The sequence below is a fragment of the Labilibaculum manganireducens genome (genome assembly GCF_002843385.1).
In the GTDB taxonomy this organism is placed as follows: Bacteria; Bacteroidota; Bacteroidia; order Bacteroidales; family Marinifilaceae; genus Labilibaculum; species Labilibaculum manganireducens.
The window spans coordinates 13,225-35,691 of the sequence record NZ_MVDE01000020.1; the positions used below are offsets into that span (position 1 = coordinate 13,225).

At 34.6% G+C, this 22,467-nt stretch carries 19 protein-coding genes; 7 read left to right on the forward strand and 12 right to left on the reverse strand.

Features of this window, described 5'->3' with window-relative positions; genetic code table 11:
• The first annotated feature begins 128 nt into the window (after positions 1–128).
• The 4 genes from BZG01_RS13335 (at position 129) to BZG01_RS21785 (ending at position 2,019) form a co-directional block, all read left to right on the forward strand.
• Positions 129–608 (forward strand): GyrI-like domain-containing protein, encoded by a 480-nt coding sequence (locus BZG01_RS13335; RefSeq protein ID WP_101310337.1) that lies wholly within the window; start codon positions 129–131, stop codon positions 606–608.
• A gap of 10 nt (positions 609–618) precedes the next feature.
• Positions 619–885, forward strand: coding sequence for a DUF3781 domain-containing protein (locus tag BZG01_RS13340; protein WP_101310338.1), 267 nt, complete (start codon positions 619–621; stop codon positions 883–885).
• A gap of 44 nt (positions 886–929) precedes the next feature.
• On the forward strand, positions 930–1,439 hold the full coding sequence (locus BZG01_RS13345) for a Crp/Fnr family transcriptional regulator (protein WP_218973109.1): 510 nt from the start codon (positions 930–932) through the stop codon (positions 1,437–1,439).
• 277 nt (positions 1,440–1,716) lie between these two features.
• A complete protein-coding gene (locus tag BZG01_RS21785) occupies positions 1,717–2,019 on the forward strand; it encodes a VOC family protein (RefSeq protein ID WP_218973110.1) in 303 nt (100 codons plus the stop codon).
• A gap of 601 nt (positions 2,020–2,620) precedes the next feature.
• Here the strand turns inward: BZG01_RS21785 and BZG01_RS13355 are convergent.
• The 5 genes from BZG01_RS13355 to BZG01_RS13380 all read right to left on the reverse strand — a co-directional run bounded on the left by BZG01_RS13355 (position 2,621) and on the right by BZG01_RS13380 (position 7,615).
• Positions 2,621–3,622, reverse strand: coding sequence for an NADP-dependent oxidoreductase (locus tag BZG01_RS13355; RefSeq protein ID WP_101310398.1), 1,002 nt, complete (start codon positions 3,620–3,622; stop codon positions 2,621–2,623).
• A gap of 14 nt (positions 3,623–3,636) precedes the next feature.
• Positions 3,637–4,404: an SDR family oxidoreductase gene (locus BZG01_RS13360; RefSeq protein ID WP_101310339.1), complete on the reverse strand. Its 768-nt coding sequence runs from the start codon at positions 4,402–4,404 to the stop codon at positions 3,637–3,639.
• 27 nt (positions 4,405–4,431) lie between these two features.
• The gene (locus BZG01_RS13365; protein ID WP_101310340.1) at positions 4,432–5,157 is read right to left on the reverse strand and encodes an SDR family oxidoreductase; all 726 of its coding nucleotides are present in this window, start codon (positions 5,155–5,157) and stop codon (positions 4,432–4,434) included.
• 26 nt (positions 5,158–5,183) lie between these two features.
• Positions 5,184–6,281 carry an alkene reductase gene (locus tag BZG01_RS13370; protein ID WP_101310341.1) on the reverse strand — a complete coding sequence of 366 codons (1,098 nt, stop codon included), beginning with the start codon at positions 6,279–6,281 and terminating at the stop codon, positions 5,184–5,186.
• A 569-nt stretch (positions 6,282–6,850) separates the two neighbouring features.
• Positions 6,851–7,615, reverse strand: coding sequence for an SDR family oxidoreductase (locus tag BZG01_RS13380; protein ID WP_101310342.1), 765 nt, complete (start codon positions 7,613–7,615; stop codon positions 6,851–6,853).
• 101 nt (positions 7,616–7,716) lie between these two features.
• Between BZG01_RS13380 and BZG01_RS13385 the strand changes: the two genes are divergently transcribed.
• The 3 genes from BZG01_RS13385 (at position 7,717) to BZG01_RS13395 (ending at position 13,098) form a co-directional block, all read left to right on the forward strand.
• Complete coding sequence (locus tag BZG01_RS13385; RefSeq protein ID WP_101310343.1) at positions 7,717–8,130, forward strand: winged helix-turn-helix transcriptional regulator; 414 nt, start codon at positions 7,717–7,719, stop codon at positions 8,128–8,130.
• A gap of 157 nt (positions 8,131–8,287) precedes the next feature.
• Complete coding sequence (locus BZG01_RS13390) at positions 8,288–9,043, forward strand: DUF1835 domain-containing protein (RefSeq protein WP_101310344.1); 756 nt, start codon at positions 8,288–8,290, stop codon at positions 9,041–9,043.
• A 527-nt stretch (positions 9,044–9,570) separates the two neighbouring features.
• Positions 9,571–13,098 (forward strand): DEAD/DEAH box helicase, encoded by a 3,528-nt coding sequence (locus BZG01_RS13395; protein ID WP_101310345.1) that lies wholly within the window; start codon positions 9,571–9,573, stop codon positions 13,096–13,098.
• A 152-nt stretch (positions 13,099–13,250) separates the two neighbouring features.
• Here BZG01_RS13395 and BZG01_RS13400 read toward each other — a convergent pair whose 3' ends face one another.
• The 7 genes from BZG01_RS13400 to BZG01_RS13430 form a co-directional block, all read right to left on the reverse strand.
• Positions 13,251–13,766, reverse strand: coding sequence for an LUD domain-containing protein (locus BZG01_RS13400; RefSeq protein WP_101310346.1), 516 nt, complete (start codon positions 13,764–13,766; stop codon positions 13,251–13,253).
• Between the two features lie 342 nt (positions 13,767–14,108).
• The gene (locus tag BZG01_RS13405) at positions 14,109–15,554 is read right to left on the reverse strand and encodes a sigma-54-dependent transcriptional regulator (protein WP_143470914.1); all 1,446 of its coding nucleotides are present in this window, start codon (positions 15,552–15,554) and stop codon (positions 14,109–14,111) included.
• 65 nt (positions 15,555–15,619) lie between these two features.
• Entirely contained in the window at positions 15,620–18,019 is a 2,400-nt protein-coding gene (locus BZG01_RS13410) for an ABC transporter substrate binding protein (RefSeq protein WP_101310348.1), read from the reverse strand.
• 101 nt (positions 18,020–18,120) lie between these two features.
• Positions 18,121–19,308 carry an ATP-binding protein gene (locus tag BZG01_RS13415; protein WP_180327316.1) on the reverse strand — a complete coding sequence of 396 codons (1,188 nt, stop codon included), beginning with the start codon at positions 19,306–19,308 and terminating at the stop codon, positions 18,121–18,123.
• A gap of 122 nt (positions 19,309–19,430) precedes the next feature.
• Positions 19,431–20,012 carry a porin family protein gene (locus tag BZG01_RS13420; protein ID WP_101310350.1) on the reverse strand — a complete coding sequence of 194 codons (582 nt, stop codon included), beginning with the start codon at positions 20,010–20,012 and terminating at the stop codon, positions 19,431–19,433.
• 189 nt (positions 20,013–20,201) lie between these two features.
• The gene (locus tag BZG01_RS13425) at positions 20,202–21,416 is read right to left on the reverse strand and encodes a C1 family peptidase (RefSeq protein ID WP_245870372.1); all 1,215 of its coding nucleotides are present in this window, start codon (positions 21,414–21,416) and stop codon (positions 20,202–20,204) included.
• A gap of 206 nt (positions 21,417–21,622) precedes the next feature.
• Complete coding sequence (locus BZG01_RS13430; RefSeq protein ID WP_101310352.1) at positions 21,623–22,333, reverse strand: cytidylate kinase-like family protein; 711 nt, start codon at positions 22,331–22,333, stop codon at positions 21,623–21,625.
• Positions 22,334–22,467: the final 134 nt, after the last annotated feature.

Genomic DNA, 22,467 nt, shown 5'->3' on the forward strand with positions numbered 1-22,467 from the left:
TTCCGGATGTAAATGTTGTTGCTCGCATTTAAAGTTGGTGTCCCTTGATAAGTAATCGCCCTGTAATCCGCCAATTTGTTTTTAGACAAACTAACGATAGCGCTCATTAGTGCAAAGCTGAGAAAAGAATGGTAGAGATAAAACAAAATATTCAGGTTTATGGACTTGTTACAGAATTGACAAAATCTCAGACTGATAATTCTAAAATAATTCAGAAACATTGGAAAATATTTAATGAAGAATTGAATAGATTAAAACTTAATCAGAACGGTGGTAATTGGACAAAATATGGAATAACATTTAAAACTGATGAAAGATATTTTTACTTGGCAGGAATCCCGTCAAATAAAAAAATGGTTCCTGATTACTTTATAAATAAAGAAATACCAAAGGGTGAATACGAAATATTTACACATCAAGGAAAAATGGAAAATATAAAACGAACACTTCACGAGATTTATAAGGTAATTTTGCCAAAATCAGAATTAAAGATTGAAGACCAAAGAACGACGGGATTTTTTCATTTTGAAAAATATGATCATCGTTTTCAATGGAATAAACAAACTTCAATGCTTGATATTTATCTGCCACTAAATACGAGAATGTAAATGTGACAATATGAATAAGATTAATTATAAAAAAGAAATTTTAGAAAATATTTGTTACACAGACCTTGTTTATGGAAGAATTAACAAGAAACTAAACTTAGCGCTTTCAAAAGATCAAATTGAGAAAATGATTCTCACAATTATCAAAGAAACAGATGAGATAGAATTTCATAAAAAAGGAAAAAATATCTATATAAATAATATGGACAGAAATATTCGTTTGACAATTAATTCTTTTACGAATAGAATAATTACAGCAGCTAAAATAAATGGATAACCTTTTAAAATATATTCAATCGCAACAGTATTTTCTGATAAAAGTTGGGATTTACTTCAATTTGCATTAACGAAAAGAAAAATGAATTTCTACTTCAACAAGGGCAAGTCTGTAATTCACTCTTTTATATTGATAAAGGTTTTTGTAAAAGCTTCTTCGAGATTGATGGTGCAATAAAAAATACAGCTTTCTATTTTGAGAATGAAATTGCCACAAATATTAAGAGTTTTGAAAGTGGACAAAGATCTGATTCTAATCTGATTGCATGTGAACCTTTAACTGTAATTATCTTTGATAAGGATAAATTATTTCAAATTGCTAAAGAGTCAATAGAAATAGAAACCTTAGGGCGTAATTGCATTCGTTCATTTGCGGCGAAACAAGAAGAATTCTCAAATCTGTATAAGCTTTACTCTCCGCAAGAACGTTTCGAATATTTAGAAAAAAATTATCCCAGCATTATACAAAGGGTATCGCTAACACAATTATCCTCGTTTCTTGGTATTTCAAGAGAAACATTAAGCAGAATAAGAAAACGCAGATTTCATAAGTGATTTTGTGACAATTGATACAGTTAATACTAAAAGTAGAATTAGATATTTGTATAAATAATTTAAATACAGAGTTTATGCAAAATTTAAAGAAAATAGATTCGGAAACCAATATTTTAACTTGGTTTGAGATACCCGTTACTAATACAGGGAGAGCAAAAACGTTTTATGAAACGTCCATGCCAAAGCGATTTTGACACACAGGGAGATGATTATATGGTAAGTTCCATATGACAAAAACTTAAAATTATAATCATATGAAACAATTCTGGATATTAAAATGACTACCCGCATTTTTCCAGAGACTAATGAAGAACTGACTTTTTTTCCTTATAATCCAGATGTTATTCAGGCAACATCCGGAAGGGTTACAGGCGTTCTGACTAAATCAGATACAAATACACCTTCAAATTGTGGAGCACTTATTTATATCAATACAAGTCCAGAAATTCAACTCATATTGGATAAAGTTGAGAAAGCTGGAGGTAAAATACTGGAACCTAAGACTTCAATGCCTTTTGGATTTATTGCTGTAATTGTTGATTCTGAAGGAAACAGAATAGGACTTCATTCAGAGAAGTAAAAACACCGAACAACAGCTAATATAAGTAATCTGGGTTTTGGTAGTTAGGTATACAAAAAAGAAAATTAGTAACGGCTTGACAAAACAGTGGCTTCGAAACCCCACCCTACTCATATTGGCGAACCGTCAGACTATCTAGAAACCTTGATAAGTTGTTGACAAGTAATCACAATTTAAAGTTATGGCAGAAAAAAGAAACTCAATTTTAGCAGGATCACATAATTTCAATGTTCAAAACCATGGAGAGAGTATAGACCTTAATCAAATCCAAATACCATAGGAATTATTTCGAATGGACTTATAATTAAAAAAAATGATGGGAAGACAGAAAAATTCGTTGTTATTGGCAGACGAATTTGGAAGGAAGAAATTGAGAAATTAAAATCTGACAGCTAAAAAAACAGATGATAATCCTGAATAATATAAAAAAGCATAAACCGCCAACATTATGCATATGTAAGGCAGGGAAAGTGCTAAATATTAAGGTGTGTAATCCGCTCAAGCTATGCAGCAGTTTGTCAGTAAAGTATCAAGCAATCTGCCACTACTCGACCAATCTTCCGTTGACTGCTACTTTACTGACACCGCTCCAAAAAACAAACTACTTGACTTTGACAACAACCTTTCCTTTAGCACGACCACTTTCTACGTATGCTAAAGCATCGTTAGTTTGCTCAAATGGAAAAATCTTGTCTAAAACAGGCTTTAATGCTCCCGATTCGATAAGGCTTGAAATTTGACTTAATTGTGCTCCATCAGCTCTCATAAAAAGAAACGAATAATGGACTCCTAATTTTGAAGCTTTTTTACGAACTCCAGAACTAATAAGTGACAAGATAATTTTGACAAACCAAGGTGCGCCAATTGCTTTTGCAAAATCAGCGGTTGGAGGACCTGAAATAGAGATTAGTTTACCTCCATGTTTCAAAATTCGCAACGACTTTTCCAATGTTTTTGCATCCTGACTGTTCAATACCACATCATAGTCTTTCAAAATACTTTCAAAATCCTGGGATTTATAGTCAATTAAAACATCTGCTCCCAATTCTTTGAGCATTGGGAAGCTTTTCTCGCTAGCTGTAGCAGCTACAGTAGCACCTAAATGTTTGGCTAACTGAATGGCAATGGTTCCAACACCACCCGATCCTGCCTGTATAAATACTTTTTGCCCTTTCTTTAGGTCTGCTTTTTCAATAAGAGCCTGCCAAACCGTTAGTGCAACCAATGGAATCGAAGCTGCTTGCTCCATGGTTAAGTTTTTAGGCTTAAGGGCTATATCTTTTTCATCTATGGCAATAAACTCTGCCAATGTCCCGATGCGAAAATCAGCAGGACGTGAATAGACTTCATCACCGACTTTGAATTTTTTCACATTTTTCCCAACCTTGGCCACTACACCGGCAACATCGTGTCCTAAAACTAATGGAAGTTTATAAGGCAGAATCAGTTTAAACTCTCCTGTTTTTATTTTGGAGTCTAAAAGATTTAACCCTGATGCATGTATCTCTACTAAAACATCGTTGTCTTTCACTTCCAGCACAGGTACATCAGCAAGTTGTAACAGTTCTTTTTTGCTGTATTTTTGAATAGTATATGCTTTCATATTTCTGTATATCATTATGCTTTTAATACCAAGTCTGATTTCTTCGGATTAATCAATCCAAAAGTCAGTTTTGGAAAAATTCGGCTAAACATATAAATCAATTTTGAGTCTCCTACACGAATAGTGTACTGGTCTTTTTCCAGACCTCTTATCAATTCTTTTACCAGTTTTTCGGGACTTATTTTTTTATCATCACGATCAGCTACCATATCTGTATCTACCAAAGGAGGTAATAATTCAAAAATTTTCACATTACTGTTCAAAATTTTTAAATGACCTCTTAAAGATTTGGTGTAGAACGCCAAGGCCGATTTTGATGCTGAATAGGTAGCTTCAATCATTGAGGGTACAATGCTCAGAATAGAAGTGGTATTGATGATTGCACCTTCTTTTCTTGCTTTCAGCATTTCAATGAAAAAATTGTTCAACCTGATTACACCTAGGTAGTTAACCTCCATTTCATATACTGCACCTTCCAAATGTTTATCATTGGCAATACCTAAATTAGCAGGTGCCACACCGACACCTGCATTGTTGTACAAAATATCTATACCACCCAATTCCTGGACTTTATTGAAAAGAGATCGGGCATCTGCTTCATTACCAGCATCACTCTTGATGGCTGTCAATTGAGGATACAGTTTTTTTACTGCATCCAGCTTGGCCTGATTTCTCCCCGTAACGATAACTTTCGCCCCAATTTCCAAAAATTGCTTTGCTGCTTCCAGTCCTATGCCCGATCCGCCACCTGTTATCAGAATTGCTTTTCCTTTTAAATTCATTTCAAGTTAGTTTTAAAATTATATTGACTAATGAGGCACTTGTTCTGTAATAGGATTCAACAAAGCGTGTATCTGTTTACTGTCACCAACCGGAACTTCAAACTGGTTTTTCTCTAAAGATACAAATAATTCATCTGCCACTTCTGATGGTGGAATACCATTGGCACCACCAATCTCAGCTGAAAATTGCGTGTTTACCAAAGGTGGATATACTTCATATACTCCAAGTTTTTCATTTTCTGCAAAGGTATCTCTCAAGCCTTGCGTATAACTATGAAGTGCCGCTTTACTGGCCGAATAAGTAGGCAGGTATTTGTTTGACCTAAACACCGCGATAGACGAAATATTGATAATTGCAGCCTCTTTTTGTTGCAAAAGCTGTTGCGTTAATAGTGATGTAAAATGGATAACACTAATGTAATTGGTGTTAATTTCCTGATAAGCTTTTTCAGCAGCATCATTACAATCAGCTAAATCATTCATAAAAGCTGCACCAGCATTATTTACGATGATATTCACGTTTGGGTACTTGGTTTTCAGTTCTTCCGCAATGTGAATTCTGTCTGCTTCAATGGATAAATCTCCTTGTATAGCAACAGCATTATCCAGTTCTTTCAAAGCAGTTTGAAGACGCTCTTCGTTACGCCCATTGATAATAATTTTATTACCTGCTGCGCTTAACTTTTTAGCTATTGCTAATCCAATTCCTGCACTTCCACCACTGATGAAAACTGTGTTTCCTGATGTTTTCATTATTATTGAATATTTAATTTTAAAATTTATTGATTATTTAGAGTTGGATAATCTGTATATCCTTTTTCGCCTGGAGTATAAAAGGTGTCTTGGTCTGGTGCACTAAGTAATGCATCGGTTTTGAATCTTTCAACCAAATCGGGATTTGCAATAAACGGAACTCCAAAAGAAACTAAATCGGCATCCCCCTCATTCAAGACTTTTTTTGCAGTTTCTTTATTAAATCCTCTGTTGATAATAACAGTCCCTTTGTATATTTTTCGGAAATGCTTAGCCACTTCCTGAATTGCATCTGAAATACCAGAAACATCAGTAAATGGCTCAATTAAATGAATATAAGCCAGGTCGTAATCATTTAACCGGTTCACGATATAGTCATAAAGAGCGATGGTTTCATCATCTACTAAAATCCCCATAATTCCATTTAATGAAGGATTTAGGCGAATTCCTACTTTTTTAATATCAACCACTTGTTTCAATTCATCTAAAATATCAAACAAAATTCTAGCACGATTTTCCACAGAACCACCATATTCATCTTCACGAAAGTTTGTGTTTTTACTGAAGAATTGTTGCAGCAAATAACCATTAGCACCGTGAAGTTCTACACCATCAAAACCTGCTGCGAAAGCATTGATTGCTCCCTGTTTAAAATCAGCAATGGTTCTTTTAATATCTTCAATAGTCATAGCTTGTGAAACTTCGGAAGGTTTAAAACCTGTTGCAGTAAAAACCTGCTGATTCGGATTAACAGCCGATGGAGCTAAAGGCTTTTTTCCATTGTGTAAATCAGGATGCGAGTAAGCTCCTGTATGCCATAATTGAGCAACTATCTTTCCTCCTTTTTTATGAACTGCTTCGGTTGTTAGTTTCCAACCTTCGACTTGTGCTGCAGTATAAATTCCGGGAACGTTAACAACACCTATAGCTTCTTCGCTTATAAAAGTACCTTCTGTAATAATTACGCCTGCAGAAGCTCTTTGTTCATAATACTTTGCAGTAAGTTCAGTTGCTACATTACCTACATTATTAGATCGACTTCTAGTCATAGGAGCCATCACAATTCGGTTGTTTAGCTGTACTCCATTTAACTGATAAGAATCAAAAATTGATAAATTTTCCATTATGTTTATAAATAAATTTGTAAGTTTACTTGCATATTGCAAGTGTAAATATACAAACAACTTTCAATATGCAAGTTGTTTTTTAAAAATATTTTATGAAACGAGTAAAAAAAGATCCAACAGCCCATTGAGTTGTTCACTTGACGTATTTGGCAACAAGTGGTAATTACTCAGTATCCGAGACTTGATGTTTTATAAAAAAAACTCTAATGACTTTTTAAAGTCGGAAGAAGGTATCGCAACCAATATTTTAGTGTCAAGACTAAAAGTACTTGAAGAAAACGACATAATTGAAAAACTGGAGCACCCCGGCAGTAAGGCTAAAACATTGCACTGACTTACACAAAAAGGAATTGACTTGTTGCCAATAATTATGGAAGTTTACATTTGGTCAGACAAATATTTTACAGCGCCAACCAACATAAAAGCAACAATTAAAGAAGTGAAAAAAGATAAATTTGTATCAAAACATCATTTTCTTTAACAGTTGGGGCGGACAGCTCAACAAGTTGAAGTTTATCTTTTTTACTCTAACGATATATTGTATATGCTTTCATACTGTTGTGTTCTTATTTTAAATATTGCTCCGATTTCTTTGGATTAACCAATGCAAACGCCAATTTTGGGAACAAGCGATTAAGAAAATAAAAGGTTGAAGTATAGCCCATACGAATTGTGTATCGGTCTTTTTTCAATCCTGCAATCAATCCTTTGATAAGTTTTTCGGTGCTCATTTTTTTTATCTTTCTATGAGCAATTAGTTCGGTTTCTACCGCAGGTGGCAATAGTTCGAATACTTTTACATGGCTGTTTGCAATTCGTAAATGCTCTCTCAACGATTTTGTGTAAAATGCCAGGGCAGTTTTGGTAGCCGAATAAGTTGCTTCAAGCAATGAAGGCACATAACTTAAAACGGATGTTGTGTTGATGATTGCACTTTCTTTTCTTGATTTCAGCATATCCAAAAAGAGATTATTTAAACGTATAACAGCCAAGTAATTGATATTCATTTCGTAGGCAGCTCCTTCTAAATGCCTGTTGTTGGTAACACCTAAATTTGACGGCATAACCCCAACACCTGCATTGTTGTAAAGAATATCAATTCCGCCCAAATCTTTAACTTGATTGTAGAGCGAAATTGCATCTTCAGCTTTTGCTGCATCACTTTTTATAGCTATTAAATTCGGATACAGTTTTTTTGCGGCATCTAATTTTTCTTGATTCCGTCCGGTGATGATAACCTTTGAACCAATTTCTAAAAATTGTTTGGCAGCTTCAAATCCAATGCCAGCACTGCCTCCTGTAATTAAAATTGTCTTATTTCTTAAGTCCATATTTCTCTCTATTTAAAAATTTACTATTTTTGCTTGCAAATTGCAAGTTCAAAGATAATCATCCACTTGCGCTTTGCAAGTTGTTTGTAAAATATTTTTTTATGAAAGAGAAAAAAAAAAGGTCGAATTGTCCCGTTAGCTGTTCGCTTGATATTTGGGGCGACAAATGGTCGTTGCTTATTGTTCGAGATTTAATGTTTTCAAAACAATGTACTTATGGCGACTTTCTGAAATCAGAAGAGAAAATTGCAACCAATATATTGGCTTCACGTCTGCAAACACTTGAAGAAAACAGAATCATTACTAAATCTGACCACCCTGACAGTAAAGCAAAGGTTTTATACAAGCTTACCCAAAAAGGAATTGATTTGCTGCCCATAATGATTGAAATAAATTTGTGGGCAGAAAAGTATTTTACGATACCAGCCGACCAGAAAGCAATTTTAAAAGAAGTGAAGAAAGACAAAGAAACATTTATTAAAACAGCGAAAAATGATTTGAAGAAAATGATTTGACAAAAAAGTGGCCACCAACACACCATATAAATAAGAGTTTCAGCGGTATGCAAAGTGTTGTAGTCCGCTTCAAATTTTCGTGCCACTTGACAGGAAATCGGTTGCAATCGCTTACTGACCATATTATAAAACGTTAGCGGTTATTATAAAGAAACGAATGAAGAAACAATATCATATACTAAACGGGGATTCGTTAAAACATCAGTTACCTGAAGCTATTCAAGGCGAGTTCATTGTAGCTCGGGAATGTTTGGTAGATGGAAATGTAGAAGGAAACAATCTGACTGAACTTATTCATACAAGAGCCACCTTCATAAGTCTAAATTATGAAGGTTACAATGAGCAGAATTATTATGAAAAAACAGTTCCCGAGTTTCTGAAAATGCAAGGTATTCCTGATAATGTTGATATTAATTTTTGGTTTGAAGATGACTTATTTTGTCAAGTAAATTTTTGGTTTGTACTTAACTTGATTTACGAAAATTATAAAAATCAATCTATTTTCTTAATTCGACCCAAATTTAAAAGTGAATATAGTTTTGGTGGAATGAATGAAAAAGAGTTAATCACAGCATTTCAGACAAAAATAAAAATTGAATTATCTGAGATTATTGAATTAAGTAAATTATGGAAACTCTATCAACAGAATGATTGTAATAAAATGCTAAAAATAGCGAAGAAATTAGAAATTCAATTTCCTTTTCTTTATCCTGCCATTATAGCACAAAGAGACCGGTTTCCACAAAAAGGAAATTTAGGAAAACCAACACAATCACTTATTCAAATAATGGACGAACTTAATACTATTGAATTCGAGCCCGTCTTTAGTGAATTTAGTAAACGAGAAGGAATATATGGATTTGGTGATTTACAAGTGAAACGACTGATTAACAAAATAACAAACAACCGATAATCCAAGGGGCTAAAAAAACCTCCTGAAATGAGCAATACAGCATTTATCCTGTTTTCTTGAATTGATGTTACCCCAAATAAGAACCTCAATTCTATTTACAAATAAAAGCTTTTCAATTTTGATGCATTCTTAAAATAGCTATATTCAATTTAGTCCCTAAAACGACTGGAGTAAAATTTCACATTTAAAACAGTTAAATTTAGGACATGAAAAGACGTTGAAACGCTCCTGAAACCAACTCTTCCGGCCTGTTGGCAACAATAATACACCTTCTGGTGCAGAAGAATTAATTGAAAGTAAGGATAAAAATGAACCAATATCAAATACTGCGATTATTCCGGCAATGCCCGAACTACTTTAATATGTTTCTTTAACACGTACTAAAAAGATCATTATATTTGCTGGATCCAGAAAAGCTCTTGGAATAGCGGTCAGGAATATTGATAACCGCTCCAGAAAACAATGTTGAAAACGATTATTCAAGAATAACTTAAACAAGAACAATGTAGTTCAAACTATATAACAATATGGCGCATCAATTTGGTAAAACATGGTGGGGAGAACACTTTTTACAAGCATTAACAGATATTGACTATTCCAATAGGTTACCCCGTGGAAGAAGTTATGCCCGTAATGGTTATGTAAGGGAAATTAATACAGCAAACAATAGGATTGATGCTAAGGTTAAAGGAAGTCGGCGTACTCCTTATAAGGTTGAGATCACTCTTCCAATATTTACAAAGGCAGAAAAAACAAAGTTGGTAAAAGCTATAACTGATGACCCATTGGTTCTTTCTCATTTACTAAATCGCGAATTACCTCATGAGCTGAATGAAATTGCGCAGAAGAATAAAATAGCCGTTTTTCCAAATACATGGTCTGATTTTGATATGGAATGTTCTTGTCCTGACTGGGCAGTACCATGTAAACATCTGGCCTCAGTAATATATATGCTTTCGGCAGAAATTGATCGAAACCCATTTTTAATTTTTCAATTACATGGACTGGATATTCTAAAGGAGCTGGCAAAAGCAGCGATGATACTTAATAAAGAAATGAGTATCCCAGATTTTGAACAACTATTCCTTGATGAAGCACTTGTTGTATCTGATGAGAATAATGATAATGACAGTAATTTTGACCTTTCGAAAGTGATACCACAAACGGATAACTTGTTATCGCTACTAGAGACAAAAACGGTTTTTTACGACAAGCCATTTGTTCCCATATTACGCAAAAACTACAAAGCTGTAAGTCGTCATTCTAAAGCATTGCTGAATCAGGATGTTGTAGAATTTGAGTCTAAGGTTTTTGAAAGCATGGAAAAGTTGGAGTTATTTATAAATGATGACACCTCTTTTCATAAAGTCATATTTCATTCCGACAAAGGAGATTTGACTTTTGAAGCTTCTGATGATGGTTTTGATTCATTGATTAACTTTTTGACCCGTTTACCAAAAAAATACGAACAGCGTCTCTCTAATGACTTAAGGGTTTTATACAGAGCATATCATTTAAGTCTAAAACTGGCTGACTGTGGAGCTTTTATTCCTCAACTACTCGAATTGAAGAAAAAACAGAATGTTATCCGATGGATTCCGCCTGTTATTAATGAGGAAGTAAATGAGTTATTTAACACACTACAGAAAGATGTATCTCAAGAATTGATGCAAGTACAAATCAATGCAAGGAAGAGAAAATACCTATCCCCTCGTGAGCAAACCATAACTATTATCTCTCTTTTCTTAACTCACTTCATAAAGGCGGCAGCACCTGCTTCTAATATTTTATATAAGGATACTGAATCTAAAATCGAACAATTATTCTTCAATAATCACAAGCATTCATTTACAGAGCTTAGTGAAAACCAAATTCCCGAAGCCATACATCAATATCTTCAACGGTTTTACCTAAGCGATAAAACTTATGTGCCACTGATTAAAATAGAAGATAATGCAGAGGAGAATACCTTTAACCTACAATTGTGGGTTGAAAACCGTAAAGATTCTATGCAGAAACTATTAACACTCCATAATTTCATTGAGGATAAAGCATATAATAAGTTCAAAGCCTCATTGTTTCAATCACTGGCAAGCTTATCGAGGGATTTTCCTGCTATAAAACCACTGATTTCTTCTTCAGGTGCAGAACAATTAATATTTGATGCAGATAGTTTTGCTGAAGTATTATTGAAAATCTTACCCTCAGTTAAGTTGTTGGGCATCCGCATTTTATTACCTAATACACTAAAAAGCCTTGCTCGCCCTAAAGCATCATTAAAATTAGATAGTAAGCAATCTGATTCTACAGGCAAGAGTTACTTGAATCTTGATGAAATGCTTCAATTTGAATGGCAGATAGCTATAGGAGATAAAACCATCCCGATTAGCGAATTTAAGAAATTGGTTAGGAACATATCCGGAGTGGTTAATATCAAAGGTGAATATGTGTTGATTGACCAAAAAGAGATTCAAACACTGCTTAATAATCTGGATGAAAACAAGGATCTTTCACGTGTTGACCTGCTTCAATCTGCTCTGTCAGAAGAATATCATGAAGCCAAAATTACGCTGTCAACAACTGCTCGAAAGATTATAAACGAGCTGTTGAAAGGGGAACAAAAAGCCATCCCTAAGAATTTAAATGCCACCTTACGACCTTATCAGGAGCGGGGATATCAATGGTTGTATAAAAACAGTAAGGTCGGGTTTGGAAGTATTATTGCCGATGATATGGGACTTGGAAAAACACTGCAGGTCATCAGTTTATTACTGCAATTTAAGCATGAAGGCCGTTTCGATACAAGAAAGGCTCTAATTGTTGTACCTACCACCTTAATTACGAATTGGCAAAAAGAAATAGAACGGTTTGCCCCAGAGTTGATTCCACATATTTATCATGGCGCAAAACGTGAATTTAAAACAGATGCATGTGACTTAGTAATTACCTCCTATGGCATGTTACGCAGCGATGCATCAAAATTTCAAAAATTTAAATGGGAAGTACTTGCTATTGACGAAGCGCAAAACATTAAAAATCCTGGAACAGAGCAAACAAAAATAGTAAAGAAATTAAAAGCTGGGGTAAAAATTGCTATTAGTGGAACACCCGTTGAAAATCGGTTGAGTGAATACTGGAGTTTATTCGACTTTGTTAACAAAGGATATCTTGGGTCGGCTAAGTATTTTAAAAAAACTTTTGCTTCTTCTATCGAAAATGATAACAATAAACTGCAGCTTGAACGTTTCAAAAAAATAACCGGTCCCTTTATTCTTCGGCGGTTAAAAACGGATAAGTCAATTATAAATGATTTGCCTGAAAAAATTGAACATGACTGTTTTATTCAGCTCACAAAAGAACAAACTGCACTTTATCAGAGTGTGGTTGACAGCATGCTTAAATCGCTGAATAATACCGAGGCAAATTCGATAGAAAGGAAAGGATTAGTGCTTAAAATGATGACAGCCTTAAAACAGATCTGTAATCACCCATCTCAGTTTCTTAAGAAAGAAGACGATCGGGTTGATTTGTCAGGCAAAACGGAGATGCTGTTGGAACTGCTTCATTCGATCTGCGAGAACAATGAAAAGGTATTGATTTTCACGCAATACAAAGAAATGGGTCAGATACTTGCACGTATTCTGGAGGATGCTTTTGATACCAGACCGCTATTTTTGCATGGTGGTGTTGCCCGCCAAAAAAGAGATGATATGGTTGAAGAATTTCAGAACAAGAAGCATGTTAAAATCTTTATTCTATCTATAAAAGCGGGTGGTACAGGATTAAACTTAACGGCAGCCAACCATGTTATTCATTACGATTTATGGTGGAATCCGGCTGTTGAAGCTCAGGCCACAGATAGGGCTTTCCGAATTGGACAGAAAAAGAATGTGCTGGTACACCGTATCATTTCAAAAGGAACCTTTGAAGAAAAAATTAATCAAATGTTACAGGATAAGAAACATTTGGCAGATTTAACTGTTGCAACCGGTGAAAAATGGATTGGTGATTTATCGGATAACGAACTGCAGGAATTAGTTCAAATTAAAGCTTAATACCATTTTGAAATTAAAACAAGTCGGTAGAATGCCGTCCCGAATACATCGGGACAAGAATAACAATAAAATTGAACTCTCCAGGTTCCCCGCAACATAAGAAACAAAAAAGGGGCGAATCCCACGCCCCTCTATAATTATCGATAAAATTTCTAGATATCTTCGAGGACATAAACCATTGTACGTAATACTTTCGATGAAAACCGGTGTCCTTTATCGGAAGAAGAAACTGAAATACTTGCTATTCCACCACCGAGTTCAATGGCACGCTTTCCTTTTAGTAATTCAAAATCGTCCATTGAATGAAGAATTTTGCTTGCCGGTATCACAACATGAAGTACTTCTGCCAGAAAAACGGTTAATAAAACATCCTGATCCTGAGTATCGATAATCAGCATTCCTGAATCTGCCAAAGCATAATCAGCTTCGAGTAACGCATTTTGAGCATTACTAATATCAAATGATGTTTTATCCAGATTAAAACTTTTCAAACGAATAAATTCAAACTGAACGTTTTTCTTATTCGCAGCTTCAATAAAAAGTTTATAATCCACTTTTAACGGTTCGTGACCTAATTCATTTGAACCCGATAAAAATGATTCCAAAAGGTTCCTTTTATTACTCCTAAAATTGATCTTTTTAATTTGTGTATCAGTCCTTACTTCCATACCCTTTAGATTTTAAATGAAACATCAGCCATTTAAGCGCAAAAGGAATGCCAAAAAACTGTAAAATAGAGATCACATAAGCACAAACACACAACATGCTAACAACAAGGAACTTAATAAATATCTGAAGAATTGATAAATGCACTAATAATGTTCAATTTTGAACATTATTAGTGCAATCTGTTTCAAAAACGAACAAGCGTCTCATTTCAAACACTTATAATCATCAAAAGAGATGTGAAAAAAATACACATATGGGGAAAATAATCACACCCACGATGTAATTATTACGACCTATTTTAGGGAAAGAAAATCCCTGATAAATTCGAACCTCAACTGTACTTATAATTTATTCATTCTGCTGCGAAGAGCACTTCTGGTGATCCCCAGATATTCTGCTGTTTTTGATTTATTATCATCAAACTTTTTTAATGCTTTCCTAACAATCTCCAGCTCTAACTGCTCAATTCTTAATTCATCATCGGGTAAAACAATGCGCCCCAAAACAATTGGCTGTTCTTTGGGCTCAAGCTCATTGTCATCGGCCTGCAAAAACCTCAGATGTTCGGGTTTTAATTCTAAATCATTATAAAGCAAAGTTGCCCTCTCAATTGTATTTTTCAGTTCCCTGATATTACCTGGCCATGCATAATCCTGCATCATTTTTTTGGCATCCTTACTTATGAATCGAAACTTTCGGTTCCTCTTCTTCGAATACTGATCTAAAAAAATTTGAGAAAAAGATAAGATTGCTTCTTTTCTTTCCCGCAAAGGAGGAATATACAATCGTCCGGTATTTAAACGATAATACAAATCACTTCTGAATGTTTTTTCGGCCACCATTTCTTTTAAATTCCTGTTGGTGGCAAAAATTACTCTAACATCCAATTCAATAGGTTTGCTTCCACCAACCCGATACATTTCTCTCTGTTGCAGTACGCGCAGCAATTTAGGCTGCATATCCAATGGCATTTCACCAATTTCATCTAAAAACAAAGTTCCTCCCTGTGCCAACTCCAGTTTGCCGGGCTTTCCCTCTTTACGAGCGCCTGTAAAAGCTCCTTCGTCGTACCCAAACAATTCACTTTCAAATAGTGCAGGTGAAATTGCCGAACAATTGATCGAAATAAATGGCTTTGTAACATCGCTCGATTTTCCGAAGTGAACCAAACGCGCAACAACCTCTTTTCCTGTTCCTGTTTCTCCTTCAATTAAAACCGGCACCGAACGATCTTCATGAAATTGCTCTGCCATATGCACCACTCCCCGCATAACATCCGAAAAAACACCAATTTTACCAACGCTTGTAATCTCACGAATGGTAGTTTCGTAATATTGAATTCGCTCGGCTTCCTCTCTCCTCACGTGAGAGATTGTTTGCTTTATATTTTCTTTAAGATCCCTGTTCTCGCCTTTCAATTGAATTTTCTCGGCAACCCGCTCAATTAAAATAGCTAATTCTTCAATATTAACCGGTTTCAACAGATAATCATATGCTCCGCCTCGTAATGCTTCAATGGAACTTTCCATATCACCAAAACCAGTCATAATTACTACCTCAATCTCATCCCCTTTGGGTAAAAGCTTTATTTTTTTCAGCAAATCCAAACCTGAAATTCCAGGCATTCTCAGATCTGAAATAACCATCTGAAAATCCTCATTCTTCAAAGAATTATATGCCTCTTCGCCATTATGACACAGATGAATAGAATAAGCCAATTGCTCCTCAATAAATTCAGCAACGGCCGTTCCACTCGATATGTCATCATCAACAATAAGAATTTTCATTTTCTTTCTGATTTTATTTTTTACAGTACTCTCCTCTTTCGCCAATCTATCTTCACTCTACTGCTTTAACTATTTTCCTTCAATTTAAAACGTAAAATAAAACTTGCCCCGCCATCTTCATTATTGTAATCTGATATTTCTCCCTGAAACCGATCAATAAATGTTTTTACGATCGCCATCCCTAAGCCACTGCCGCTTTCATTTCCTTTGGTTGTAAACAACGGATCGTATATTTTCTCCCGAATGCTTGATTCAATACCTGTTCCATTATCATGAATCTCCAAAACTCCATGCTTGGAATCCTGATAAACATTCAATTTAATTTTTTTATTCTCCTTCTGAACTTTATCCAAAGAGTGAATTGAATTCACAATCAGGTTGACTACAATCTGTTCAAACTGAATGTAATTTGCGTACACATTTACTGCATTCTTTGGCAGATTATCGATTAATTCGATGCTATGATCCGACACCTGCCTTTTTACCAAGGATAAAGACCGGTTTACACCTTCCACCATATCAACAATCTCTTCCTCTGATATGTGAGGCTTCTCCCAAAAAGTCCTCATGTGCTTAATAATGGAATCAATTCTTGATGTTCCTTCAGAAATAGTTTGAATTTTTCTTGTAAACATCTCAGGCAGCTGTCCCGGATTTCTTTTTTGCCAAAACAATACACTGTCCGCAGTTATTTTAATTGCATTTAAGGGCTGATTAATTTCATGTGTTATTCCCGCAGCCATTACCCCAATGGAAGCCAGTCGCGATGACTGCTCCAGCATTCTTAAAGCTTCGACATTCTTTTGTTCTGCCTCAATTCTATCAATCATTAAAGAATTTCGTTCCCAGGCATTAGCAATCATATTTACAGTCGAAAAAAAGATACTAATCTCGTCCCGAGTCCAGCCATGTGCTTTATTTTGAGCAAATCCCATTAAACCTACCACTTCATTTTCTACCATTACAGGCAGCAAAACAACCGCTCCAATATTTCTTCTGCTATAATATTCCTGTTCTTTCTGTGTTAAATTCGACAAATCGCGGGATACAATACTTTTATTCATTTTAACCCGTGAAATAATTTCATCAATTTCGGAAAAATAAAACTGATTAACATCCTTTATATTTTTCCCTTTTAAAGAGATCCTGCTTTTAATCTTAATCCCGGTATTGGTTGAGTCCTTTAATGAATATAGACTTATCCTTGCCACATTCAATTCATCAGTCATCAACTTCAAAACATCATCCAATACGCTCTTAAAATCTTCGGATGCATTCAATAAACGTCCTATTAAACCAATTAAACGCTCATGCTTTACGGATATTTTCAAGCGGTTTTTCTCTATAATTAAATCTTTTTCAGCCCTAATCCGTCTTAAAATCGCTCTTGATAAAACCAAAATAATAAGTGTGGCCAGAAATGTAATTCCTCCAATTAATTGAATCCACTCTTTATTTTCGCTGTAAAAAGATTGCGGTGCATTTACTAAAAAGGTATTATCAGGAAGTACATTCTGATCAATATTAAATCGCTTAATTTCATTGTAATCAACCACAAATTGATCCAATGGCTTTCGGTAAATTGGTATCGATTCTATTGGTGTTCCATTCATTACTTTTTCCACCATTCGAGCAGCTATTTTTCCATGCAAACTTCCACTCACGACCTTACCACCAATCACTCCATTATTTATATAAAATGCCCACGCAATATATATCGGCACTTTGCTTTGGGGAATAAGCAAATCTAAATTGTCCTGAAAACTTATAAATTTACCATATTTATCTTTGTTAAATGTTAATAAAAGAATTGCTGTATCTCCTTGAATTTTTTGAATTTTCCCAATCAATTCATCCATACCCTCATCTTCATAATAGATAAATTCAAGTTTATCTTTAAATTGCTGCTCCTGCTCAAGAATCGATAATTTATTCAACTTCGCAGTAGTTGTTTTATCATCATTTATAACAACTAAGCTCTTTGTTTCTGGTCTTGTTTTAATAATTAGATTAATAACACCATGCCAATCAACCTCTTCGGCAACACCTGTAATGTTATTTAATCCCTCAATCATTTCGTCTTTAAAATGATTAATGCCACAAAATACAATAGGGGTATTTTTGAAGAACTTTTCTCTGTTTTCTTTCACAAAAGACAACGCATTATTATCTGAAACGATAATTGCATCATACTTTTCGCGCTGTAATTTTAAATCGTAAAGTTCAGTTATTTTATCGAGATACTCTTTGGAAGAATTCCTTTTGGTATCCATGTATTCATAGTCCAGTTCAAACTTATTTCCTAACGAATCCATCACCTCCCGGATTCCAATATTAACATTTTCAGTCCATTTTAAGCCTTGATGATAAGAATGCAAAACAAGAATTTTCTTTCGTCCAATCGAATAAGCATTAATCGATGCAAACAAAAACAATGAAAAGAAGATGTACTTAAAATACTTCATACAAGAATCTTTACTAAGAGAATAAGAAAGCCCTAAAGTATAACAATGCAACTCAAATAAAGAATACAAACAGATGTTACGTGAAATGTTTTAAGAGGTTATTATAAAGAAGATAAAGATACAGGAAGAGAAAACTTAAAAGAACTGCCTTTCCCCGGTTCGCTTTCTACCCAAATGTTCCCATTGTGCAGTTCAATAAATTCTTTGCACAATATCAGCCCCAATCCTGTTCCTGTTTCATTTTCAGTACCCGATTTCATCAACTGTTCATCAATTCGAAATAGTTTTTTCTTTCCCTCAGAATTAATTCCAATACCTGTATCAGTCACCCAAATCTCAACCTGATTATGCGTAACATGTGATGAAACGGTGATACTGCCACCCCTTGGAGTAAATTTAATGGCATTGGATACCAAGTTACGAACAACGGTATTTATCATGTTAGGATCAGCCAAAATCCTTAAATCCTCATCAATTACTGCTTCTATATTGATCTCCTTATTTTCTGCGCTTCCGGTATGCAAAATCACAACCTCGTTCACCAAATCCCATAAATCTATTTCTTTCGGTTTCCATGCGATGACACCAGTCTGCATTCTCGACCATGTTAATAAATTCTCTAATAACCGAAAAGCCTGACGGGCAGACTGGTTGATAATTCCAGAGAAAGTTTTTACTTGTTCCTGAGACAATTCATCAGCATTTTCAACCAGTAAATCTGAAGCTCCAATTAGTGAAGCAAATGGATTTTTTAGGTCATGCGCAATAATGGAGAAAAATTTGTCTTTGGTAGCATTCAAACTCTCCAATTCTTTCCGTTGTTTTTCGATGGTCGCCTTTTGTTGAGTTAATTCTTCCTCAAGAAGATCTTTTACCACCATTCTTTTCCGAATGTTCCGGAGTGGATTAAGGATGGCATCAATTATACGAACATCAAATTCTTCTTCAAGCAACTGAATATGATCGTCAGTAATCCGCAGAAGTACAGAATCGCTTTTGGCACTTGCAGAAGCTGAACGAGTTTCTGTTTTTATCAGCGCATACTCACCAAAACTTTTCCCTTCCTTCAGCTCAATAAAAATATGCCCTTCGTCATGAATCTGAATACAGCCTTTTGCAATAATAAATACAGCTCCACCCAAATCCCCTTTTGAAAATATCGTTTCCCCTTTCGCAAAATTAACTTCATCTGCAATGCCAGCTAAAAACTGGAAGGATGCAATATCCTGTTCCACAAGGAAATCCAGTACTTTTAGAAGGTCTAATTTTTTTTCGGGACTTAGTAACATGACTGAAATTTGTTTTAAACGAAGATTAGAAGAAACGTAAATATAGCAATTACAAAAAATATTCATCGAAAAAAAAACTGCTGATCGAAATCAGCAGTTTTTAATATCATTGAAAAAGCAATTTAGAAGATTTTAAATCCTAAAGTTACATTTACCATATTTTGCTTTAGGTCATTCGCAACATCAGAAAGACCAACTTCATAATCAACATCCAATGTCAATTTCCAAACATCAACACCAGCGCCAAATTTTGCATTCCAAACAGCACCTTTAAAATCTCCATCTAATTTTCCTTCTACGCTACTTTTAAGACTATCGTCAATTTTAAAAGAAGCAACCGGTCCTGCAAATGCTCTTAATTTGAATGCCGGCAATTTTACAATTTTGTAACCCAATAACATCGGTATATCCAAACTCTTCGTTTTAATATCATACGATTCCCCAAGAATATCAAGTTGAGATTTTCTGGACACATAATTCAACTCTGGCTGTACATACCATTTATTCAAATTAATTCGTAAAAAGGCTCCAAGCATCATTCCGTTATCGGCTTTTTCTTTAATTCCTGCCAACCCTCCCATATCAGTATCAGCTTTGGTGCTAACCAATCCTGCGTGTAAACCAAAATTTATCGGCGAAGATAATTGTGCGAACAATGCGCTTGAAAACATACAGATTACTGCAGCTAAAAAAATCTTTTTCATAATTAATATCTTTACATTCAAGTTATTATAAATCCCGTTAAACGTGGATTTTTATTTCATTTATCAGTAATAAACAGCCACTAAGATAAAGAATATTAGCATTCATATAAAACAAATTGTCTACAAAGATGTAAAAAACAAAAACCCCGACCAATTGGCCGGGGTTCAAATATTATAAGTATTAGGCAATTACAAGCCCAATTTCTTTTTCATTTCTTTCGACAATGCATCTTTATGAATCATAAAAGACATTGATTTATACGCAACAAACGGATAAGAAGCATAAAAATACCCATCGTAAGGATTATTATCAGTACCCCATGAGTTCTTCACAATGAAATATTTGTTGTCTTTTTGATCTTTGGCAATTCCAACAATATGCATTCCATGATCATCAGTAGTGTTGTAATTATCGAACGCTTCCTGACGCATTTCCTGAGTAATTACTTTTTCAGTACCAGGCTCGTCAAAATCAAATAATTTATCATCTTTTTCTTTTTCCGAAAGATTTTCCCATTTAGAAATCTCCGAATCAGTCATGTTCTTTGTATCAACTCCCGGAACAATCGCAACACCTTTTCGGTAAGCAAAACCTTTTTCACTTACATCAGAAGCCCAACCAATTGTGTAACCTTTCATGATTGCACCTTCCATAATTTCCATCATCTCATTCATTGGTACATTGTATACCTCATTCCACAACCAGTTATCAGGCACCTCAATAATAAATTTCTCATAAAAAGGATGGTGAGTATAAGAGGTTATTTCAATATAATCATCAGGATTCACACCAACAAAGTCCTTCGCAAATGATTTTGGAGTATATTCCTTTCCTTCATAATCGAACTTGGTAGGAAGTTCTCCTAAATACGCATCCAATATTCCGTCAAATCCGTTGTGCCAAACCGGCGTAAGTTTTTTGTTTTTATTTTTAATCACCGCCTCAACATAATCATTCAAAACAACATCCAATTCTCCATGTGTGTGTCCTTCTTCTCCATAGTTTAAGCCTTGGTAAACACTTTCTGGAACAATACCATAATTTTTCATCACATAAGTTACATCGTGAAATGCACCTCCGCCACCAAAGTTAAATTTGCCGTTTAATCTTACATGCTTAATCGATTTATCTGAATAACAGTTATAAACCACAAACATTTCCGACAAGTCAGTTTCTGGTTTTCCCATTCTAATCATTTCTGATTCGATAAATGATAATCCTGAAAATGACCAGCAGGTACCAGATCTGTGTTGATTTTTTACAGAAGTAGCAGGTAATCTTTTAACATCAGTAAAAACATAACCTTCTTTCTTCTCCTCTTTTTCTTTTTTCTCTGCTTTAACTGCGGTAGACAGTAACATGCCTGCAGCTAAAAGCAATACGCTAAGGAATTTAATTTTCATCATATTTTGCTTTAATATTCTCTTTTCAAACGGTTGCAAAAGTAATAAAATCACGATTACAAGCAAGTCAACAGCCTGTTTTCATTCATTTTTTCGATGAAATACTATCAATACAAGTTGTATTAATTATAAATTAAAAATATAACGCATAAAAAAGAGAAATCAACCTAAAGTTAATTTCTCCAAAAAATTACATTATTCCGTTTTTATCTCATTACGATGTGTTTGCCAAGCACTCCTTTCATCTCCATCATATGAATACTCGCTTCGGCAATCATCTCATCTGATAAATTTTTCGAGTTATAAATCACATCAAAAACAGTATTGGAAAGAGGTTCTTTATTAAAATAGTTTCTTAAAATCTCTCTTTTCTTATCAATCTCTTTTGCGTAAGACAACATTTCGTTGGTACTCAACTTGTAAATTTCCTGCAATTGTGCAGCTCTCCATTCCAATGGAGCATGTAGCTTAATATGAAACGACCGTTCAATATTCTGTGTAAGAACGACTCCCCCTCTACCAATTATAATGCAGTTCCCTTTGGATGCAAATGCCCGAACAACATCCGAAATAGTCTTTTTAATCTTACGGTCACTTTGATAATATTTACTCGACAAAGCGGCTAAAATTTCATCCCAGGTTGATTTCTCCTTCGAATTAAAAACATATTCAATTTTCTCAGGCGCTAAATTCAATTCTTTTGCAGATTGTTCAAGAATTTCCTTGGTTAAGCAAGTCCACTTATTCCCTGTTTTTAGGGTAAGCTTTTCCGCCATCATATTTGCAATATTTATTGCAGTACAGCCACACTCCCGTGAAATAGTAACTACCGGTCCTTCACAAAAAACACCTCTTCGGGGATCAATTATTTTGGATTGAAACCGACTCTCCATGTACTTTAACAGAATATTATTCATTTCAACCTCCTGTAATTAGTTTAAGCTCTATTCTTAATTTAAGGCTTTTTAAGAAAAAACGGAAATCATTTGGCGTGTTTTTTGTTATATAGAGTGATTATTTAAAAGAAGGAGTATATTATTTCTTAAATTTG

What these genes read in the sequence shown, in the direction of transcription:
- BZG01_RS21785 (WP_218973110.1), top strand. Translation starts at nt 1,717, where the DNA reads ATGACTACCCGCATTTTTCCAGAGACTAATGAAGAACTGACTTTTTTT.
- BZG01_RS13390 (WP_101310344.1), top strand. Translation starts at nt 8,288, where the DNA reads ATGAAGAAACAATATCATATACTAAACGGGGATTCGTTAAAACATCAG.
- BZG01_RS13395 (WP_101310345.1), top strand. Translation starts at nt 9,571, where the DNA reads ATGGCGCATCAATTTGGTAAAACATGGTGGGGAGAACACTTTTTACAA.
- BZG01_RS13340 (WP_101310338.1), top strand. Translation starts at nt 619, where the DNA reads ATGAATAAGATTAATTATAAAAAAGAAATTTTAGAAAATATTTGTTAC.
- BZG01_RS13415 (WP_180327316.1), bottom strand. Translation starts at nt 19,308, where the DNA reads ATGTTACTAAGTCCCGAAAAAAAATTAGACCTTCTAAAAGTACTGGAT.
- BZG01_RS13370 (WP_101310341.1), bottom strand. Translation starts at nt 6,281, where the DNA reads ATGGAAAATTTATCAATTTTTGATTCTTATCAGTTAAATGGAGTACAG.
- BZG01_RS13380 (WP_101310342.1), bottom strand. Translation starts at nt 7,615, where the DNA reads ATGGACTTAAGAAATAAGACAATTTTAATTACAGGAGGCAGTGCTGGC.
- BZG01_RS13400 (WP_101310346.1), bottom strand. Translation starts at nt 13,766, where the DNA reads ATGGAAGTAAGGACTGATACACAAATTAAAAAGATCAATTTTAGGAGT.
- BZG01_RS13430 (WP_101310352.1), bottom strand. Translation starts at nt 22,333, where the DNA reads ATGAATAATATTCTGTTAAAGTACATGGAGAGTCGGTTTCAATCCAAA.
- BZG01_RS13365 (WP_101310340.1), bottom strand. Translation starts at nt 5,157, where the DNA reads ATGAAAACATCAGGAAACACAGTTTTCATCAGTGGTGGAAGTGCAGGA.
- BZG01_RS13405 (WP_143470914.1), bottom strand. Translation starts at nt 15,554, where the DNA reads ATGAAAATTCTTATTGTTGATGATGACATATCGAGTGGAACGGCCGTT.
- BZG01_RS13335 (WP_101310337.1), top strand. Translation starts at nt 129, where the DNA reads ATGGTAGAGATAAAACAAAATATTCAGGTTTATGGACTTGTTACAGAA.
- BZG01_RS13420 (WP_101310350.1), bottom strand. Translation starts at nt 20,012, where the DNA reads ATGAAAAAGATTTTTTTAGCTGCAGTAATCTGTATGTTTTCAAGCGCA.
- BZG01_RS13355 (WP_101310398.1), bottom strand. Translation starts at nt 3,622, where the DNA reads ATGAAAGCATATACTATTCAAAAATACAGCAAAAAAGAACTGTTACAA.
- BZG01_RS13425 (WP_245870372.1), bottom strand. Translation starts at nt 21,416, where the DNA reads ATGAAAATTAAATTCCTTAGCGTATTGCTTTTAGCTGCAGGCATGTTA.
- BZG01_RS13385 (WP_101310343.1), top strand. Translation starts at nt 7,717, where the DNA reads ATGAAAGAGAAAAAAAAAAGGTCGAATTGTCCCGTTAGCTGTTCGCTT.
- BZG01_RS13360 (WP_101310339.1), bottom strand. Translation starts at nt 4,404, where the DNA reads ATGAATTTAAAAGGAAAAGCAATTCTGATAACAGGTGGCGGATCGGGC.
- BZG01_RS13410 (WP_101310348.1), bottom strand. Translation starts at nt 18,019, where the DNA reads ATGAAGTATTTTAAGTACATCTTCTTTTCATTGTTTTTGTTTGCATCG.